This window comes from Lyngbya sp. CCY1209 (assembly GCF_055795065.1).
The window spans coordinates 1-5,825 of record NZ_JAYFER010000550.1 but is presented as its reverse complement, the minus strand read 5'-3'; the positions used below and the strand labels follow the sequence as shown (position 1 = coordinate 5,825).

The following is a 5,825-nucleotide window of genomic DNA, read 5'->3' as shown; positions in this document are numbered from 1 at the left end:
GTAGGGTGTAGGGAATAGAAACCGCATCCCCCCCAGCCCCCCTTTGTAAGGGGGGAGAATTGGGGGTTTCGGGTTCTGTCCCCGAACTGAATTGTCAACACTTGCCTCGCTCATTGCCATATCAAATCTGGTGGTTGAACCTGCTTCGCAATGGAATCGAAAATCGGCGATAACTCGAATCCTCGAACCCCCATCAAATCGGCTTTTTCTACTTCCCCACACCCCACACCCCACGCCCGCACACCCCACATCGCTATACAATGCTTAAGGAGAAATTGACGATTGAACCGGGTGAGGTGTGGAATTCTAACGTTATGCTGACTGATGCGATCGCAAATTTAACTTGGGGAGTCGCTTCCGTGGTGTGGGTGGAACTGGTGCGGGACGGCTATCACGTCCTGGCCCACCTCTGGCAACCCCTCTACCGCCTCCACGCTTGGCACCACCGGGTTTTCAAGCCGGACTACACCCCCGCCAACGAGACGATCTATCGAAAAGCCCACTGGTACAACGACGTCCCGGAGGCGATCGTCATGCTAACCTTCAGCCTGGGATTGTGGCTGGGAATCTGGGCTCTCACCGGCGAGCCCCACTGGTTCGCCCTGGCGGGTGCGATCTATACTTCGGGTTTCCTCTTTCCCGCGATCGCCCGGGGGTTGGGCGTTCCCCGCGCCGACGAATTGACGGATTTAACCCACCTCCCCGGCCCCTTTTCCGAACCGCCCTCCCGGTGGTTCGTGAACCGAACCTACCACTGGCGGCACCATTTCGACAACCAAAACGCCTACTTTTGCGGCACCCTCACAATTATCGATCAAATCATGGGAACGGCACTTTCTCTCAAAGGCAAAACCGTCGCCGTCACCGGGGCTTCCGGCAGTTTGGGGCGATCGCTGCTGCTGCACCTCCACAACGCCGGCGCCAAACCCATCGCCCTCTCGTCGAGCCCCCAACCCGTCACCCTGACGGCGGACGGGAAAGAATTATCCGTCAAAACGATAACTTGGCAAGTCGGGGAAGAAGAACAATTGGCGGAATTATTAGAAACCGTCGATATTCTCATCCTCAACCACGGCATCAACGTCCACGGAGAACGCACCCCGGAAGCGATCGCGCTGTCCTACGAAGTGAACGCCTTCTCCAGTTGGCGGCTGTTGGAATTATTCCTAAAAACCGTCCGCACCAACACCAATATCGCCCGAAAAGAAGTTTGGGTCAACACCTCGGAAGCCGAAGCCAGCCCCGCCTTCAGCCCCCTCTACGAACTCAGCAAGCGCACCTTGGGGGATTTGGTAACACTGCGGCGCCTGGACTCCCCCTGCACCATCCGCAAACTGATTTTGGGTCCGTTCAAAAGCAACCTCAACCCCATCGGCGTCATGTCGGCGAACTGGGTGGCAAAACAAATCATCAACCAGGCGAAACGGGACTCGCGGACAATTATCGTCACGATCAATCCCCTGACATTTATCGCAATTCCCATCAAGGAATTTTGCGTTTCCACCTATTTCAAACTATTCACCAAATCCCAAAATTCTGAAACCGTCCCCGATTCCATACTGAAGAAGGGATAAAAAAAGTCAAAAATTCCCCATTCCCCATTCCCCATTCCCTACTCCCTACTCCCCAATTCCATGTCCACTCCCACCCGCGCCGCGATCGCCGCCGACTCCCCCCTCACCGTGGAAGCGGGGGTAAAAATTGCCGAAGCCGGGGGCAATGCCGTGGATATCGCGATCGCCGCCGCCCTGGCTGCCACGTTATCGGAAATGCTCATGTGTTCCTTGGGCGGTTCGGGATTTATCATGGTGCAGGTGCCAGGACAAGACCCGGAACTGATCGACGGGGCGGACGGGATGCCCTCGGGACATCTGACATCTTCAGAAAATGCCGACTGGTGGGAGGTTCATCTGCCCTACGGGGACGGCATCGACGTGCGGGGGGGACCGGCCGCGGTGGCGGTTCCGGGGATGTTGGCGGCGTTGGAGATGGCTTGGCGGCGGCACGGATCGCTGCCCTGGACAGAATTGGTCGCCCCGGCGTTGGAATTGGCAAATGGCTTTCCGATGGGGAAAACAACGGCGATGTGGTTGGATATCGCCGGAGCGCCGTTATTTTACCGCCAACCGGCCAGTCGCGAGTGTTTCTGTCCCGATCGCGACGATCCGCCCCGGGAGGGGAAATGGTGCCGCATTCCCGGCATGGCGGACACCCTGGAGGCGATCGCGTCGGAAGGGGCCAAAGCGTTATATGAAGGGGATATCGCCGCGGCCTTCGTCCGGGAAATGGCGGACGGGGGCGGTTTCGTGACGCGATCGGATCTCGCCGACTATCGGGCGATCGCTCGAAAGCCGTTAATGCTCAATTCCGGGGGATTTCAACTGGCTTTGAATCCTTTACCGGCGATCGGGGGCGTGGCCCTGGGGAGTCTGATCCGGTTGGCGGAATTGGACTGGAGTCCGGAAAATACGGAGGCGGAGCGATCGCTGCAACAGGCCCGCGCCCAACTCTGCCTGTTCCGACTGCGGGAAGTGGACTTCAAAACGCCCGATTTCGACGATCGCCGCGTACAAGTCCTCCTGGAACGGGACGCCCTGCGGACTTACCTCGACGCCCTCCATTCCCCCCACACCACCCATCTCTCCGTGGTGGCGGACTCCGGGGCGATGGTGGCGATAACGCTGAGTAACGGCTACGGGTCCGGCATCACCATCCCCGGCACCGGCATCCCCTGCAACAACAGTTTGGGGGAACCGGAGTTGAACCCCCGGGGCTTCCTGTCCGCGCCCCCCGGTTCCCGCCTCGTCTCCAACATGGTGCCCACCCTGGCCCGCCACCCCGACGGACGGGCGATCGCATTCGGGACCCCCGGCGCCAGCCGCATCACCACTTCGATGGCCCAAATGTGGGTCCGCTACGCCTTGGAGGGCAAATCCCTCGACGAGGCGATCGTCGCCCCCCGACTGCACGTCAAACTCGACGTCGATCCCCCCGCCATCCTCTGCGAACCGGGTCTGGACGTCAGTTTGTTGGAACGACAATTCCCCATCCGCCGATTCGATCGCCCCGATATGTTCTTCGGCGGCATCAAACTCGCCGGAATTGACGGAAACGGGGAACTTCAGGCGATCGCGGATTGGCGCCGCCAGGGGGCGATCGCAATTACGGCACCACCGTGACCGGGGTTCCCAACTCCACCTGTTCAAACAGGGCCACCACGTCCTCGTTGTACATCCGGACGCAGCCGTGGGAAGCCGCCTGTCCGATGGAGTTCACCGTCGGCGTCCCGTGAAACCCGATCGTATCCTTCCCGTCGCTCCAAAAACCGATCCACCGCAACCCGAGGGCGCTATCTTCCCCCGGCGGACGCACTTCCCCGCTCCAGGGATTCTGCCACATCGGATTTTCGACCTTCTGGATCACCTGGAAAGTCCCCGTCGGCGTCTCCCAACCCGGTTTTCCCACCGCCACCGGATAGCTGGCGACCTCCGTATCGCCCCGTAACACATAAACCCGGCGTTCCCCCAGGCGCAGTTCCAACCGCACCGGCAACTCGCCCCGGGGCAGGTAGATGGAGGGGTCGTCCAGGGGGGGGATGCTCGGATTTAAGAGGGCCTGGGGCGGACGGACGCGAATCACCGCCGGAGTCGATGCCGCCGCGGGTTTGGGTGTCCCCGCCAACAGCATCCCGATTCCCAGCGTCGCCATCGCGACCTTCTGCAGCCGATCCTGAAAAATCAATTTTGGGATCATATCCAGACTCCTCACCAAAAAACAAGATACCACCATTACAAAATGACTCTCTGAGGAATTTTGCAGTTCCGTTAAAATGCTAATAAGATAGCAGAATCAAACCGGATTTGGGAAGGTGAATCGAGAGTTGGAGAGGGCGAAGACCAGCGAGCCGCTACAACTGTCTAAATTAATCCTCCGCTTCCAATTCCTCGATCGCCGCTTCTGCCTTTTTCACCCCTTCCCGATCGTCCCGTTGTTCATAGAGATCCCGGGCTTTTTTAAAGGATGAGATCGCCTGGGGTTGCCGACCGCCCCTCGCTTTCAGAGCCAGACCCAAATTGTAGTGAACCGACGGTTCGTCGGGGAAGCGATCGGCCGCCCGCCGAAAACTGACGATCGCGCCGATATAATCCTCTTGTTGGAGTTGAATTTCACCCATCGCGATACTGGCATCCACTAGATCCGGCTTCATCACCAAGGCTTGCTGATAGGCCCGCTTCGCCCGTTCAAAATCTTCTTGGACGCGGAAAATTTCTCCAATTTGGTACTGAATGTCCCCGTTGTAGGGCGCCAATTGCGCCGCCTGTTGAAACGCCTGCAGCCCCCCCTCGCGATCGCCCTGTTGCAGACGGGCCGCCCCCAGTTTGATATAAATACTCGCTTCGTTGGGGGCCAACGCGATCGCCTGTTCGAGCATTTCTTCCGCTCTCGCCACGTCCCCCCATTTCAGCCAAGCCATTCCCAGGGACGCATGGGCCTCCCAATTCTCCGGCTCCAGAGCCAGGGCGACCTGATAGGCTTGAATGGCACCGTTGTAGTCCCCCTGTCGGAACAGACTCGCCGCCAACCCCAGATGGGCGTTGATATTATCCCGCTGCAAATTGGTCGCCCGCCGATAGGCTTGCGCCGCCGATGCATAATCTTGCAACTGTGCGAAACTGTACCCCAAACCGTACTGAAAATCACCGTTGTTCGGGTCGAGGGTGATGGCGTCCTGATAAAATTTCACCGCCGCTTGAAAGTTGCCCCGCAGGGCTTCCAAATAGGCGATCCCCGAATAAATTTTCGGGTCGCTCGGGTCCAGCCCCGCCGCTTGGACGTAGAGGGTGAGGGCCCGGTCAATATCCCCGCGATCGACGAGATCCCGCCCCTGTTGTAGCAATTCGTCGAGTTGGGCGGTATTGGCCGAGGAATTGGCCTGGGCTAAGGTTTCCGGCGGTCTGGCTGCGGCCGGAACGACGGCGGTCGTGGCGACGAGAGCCACCAAAATGTTACCGAGGAGCAGTTGAGTTGTCTTGAACACGGCCTAAAAGTGAGTGAGCGTTACAGTGAGCGATCCGATCATTTAGTTATACCATTAGCGGCCCCATCTGCAAGGGGATGATTTGAGAGCAAGAATGGTTAATACTATAATGCAATCCAATTCGGGATCGATCCGGGATCGATCCGCGAGTCTGCGATCGCCCTTCCCACTTATCTCCAACCTCCATGACCGACCGACAAGCATTAATCGCAGCCAACAAAGCATTTTACCGGGCATTTGAGAAAAAGGATATAGAGGCGATGAGTGCCGTCTGGTCTCGGGGAACTTCGAGCCTCTGCATCCACCCGGGCCGCGAAGCCCTCAAGGGATGGGATGCGATCGAGCGATCGTGGCAACAAATTTTTAAGGGAACCCAATACCTCGAAATTAATATCGAGATCATCTCCACCGATATCTGCGGGGAAATCGCCTATATTGTCGCGATCGAAAACGTCATGCAAATTGTCGGGCGGCGTCGGGTTCGAGCCGAGTCGATGGCGACGAATATTTTTCAGTTGATGGGCGATCGCTGGTACCTGATTCACCACCACGGCAGTCCCCTGATGCGGCGGTGATTTTGATCAATAAAAATCCATAAAAACCCATCAATAAAAATGGTAGGGGCCAGCCTCTGCGCTTGCCCGAAAATCTCAAATGGTGGCAACCGGAATCTCAAATGGTGGCAACCGTATCAGGTAGCCCCCACACCAAGTTCGGATGAATTTGGGGTGCGATCGCGCTCACCAAATGGTAGGGGCCAGCCTCTGCGCTTGCCCGAAAATCTCAA

The 5,825-nt window shown here is 58.0% G+C and carries 5 protein-coding genes; 3 read left to right on the top strand and 2 right to left on the bottom strand.

Annotation, left to right across the window (positions count from 1 at the left end; all coding sequences use genetic code 11):
• Positions 1-314 precede the first annotated feature (314 nt).
• The gene (locus AC0QHF_RS19230) at positions 315-1,574 is read left to right on the top strand and encodes a bifunctional sterol desaturase/short chain dehydrogenase (RefSeq protein WP_324705854.1); all 1,260 of its coding nucleotides are present in this window, start codon (positions 315-317) and stop codon (positions 1,572-1,574) included.
• A gap of 60 nt (positions 1,575-1,634) precedes the next feature.
• Positions 1,635-3,179 (top strand): gamma-glutamyltransferase, encoded by a 1,545-nt coding sequence (locus AC0QHF_RS19225; protein ID WP_324705853.1) that lies wholly within the window; start codon positions 1,635-1,637, stop codon positions 3,177-3,179.
• On the opposite strand, the gene AC0QHF_RS19220 is transcribed toward AC0QHF_RS19225, so the two are convergent.
• On the bottom strand, positions 3,163-3,753 hold the full coding sequence (locus AC0QHF_RS19220) for a L,D-transpeptidase (RefSeq protein ID WP_324705852.1): 591 nt from the start codon (positions 3,751-3,753) through the stop codon (positions 3,163-3,165). The genes AC0QHF_RS19225 and AC0QHF_RS19220 overlap by 17 nt on opposite strands.
• A gap of 169 nt (positions 3,754-3,922) precedes the next feature.
• Positions 3,923-5,038: a tetratricopeptide repeat protein gene (locus AC0QHF_RS19215; protein WP_324705851.1), complete on the bottom strand. Its 1,116-nt coding sequence runs from the start codon at positions 5,036-5,038 to the stop codon at positions 3,923-3,925.
• 185 nt (positions 5,039-5,223) lie between these two features.
• Here AC0QHF_RS19215 and AC0QHF_RS19210 point away from each other — a divergent pair, with 185 nt between their 5' ends.
• Positions 5,224-5,613 carry a nuclear transport factor 2 family protein gene (locus AC0QHF_RS19210; protein WP_324705850.1) on the top strand — a complete coding sequence of 130 codons (390 nt, stop codon included), beginning with the start codon at positions 5,224-5,226 and terminating at the stop codon, positions 5,611-5,613.
• Positions 5,614-5,825: the final 212 nt, after the last annotated feature.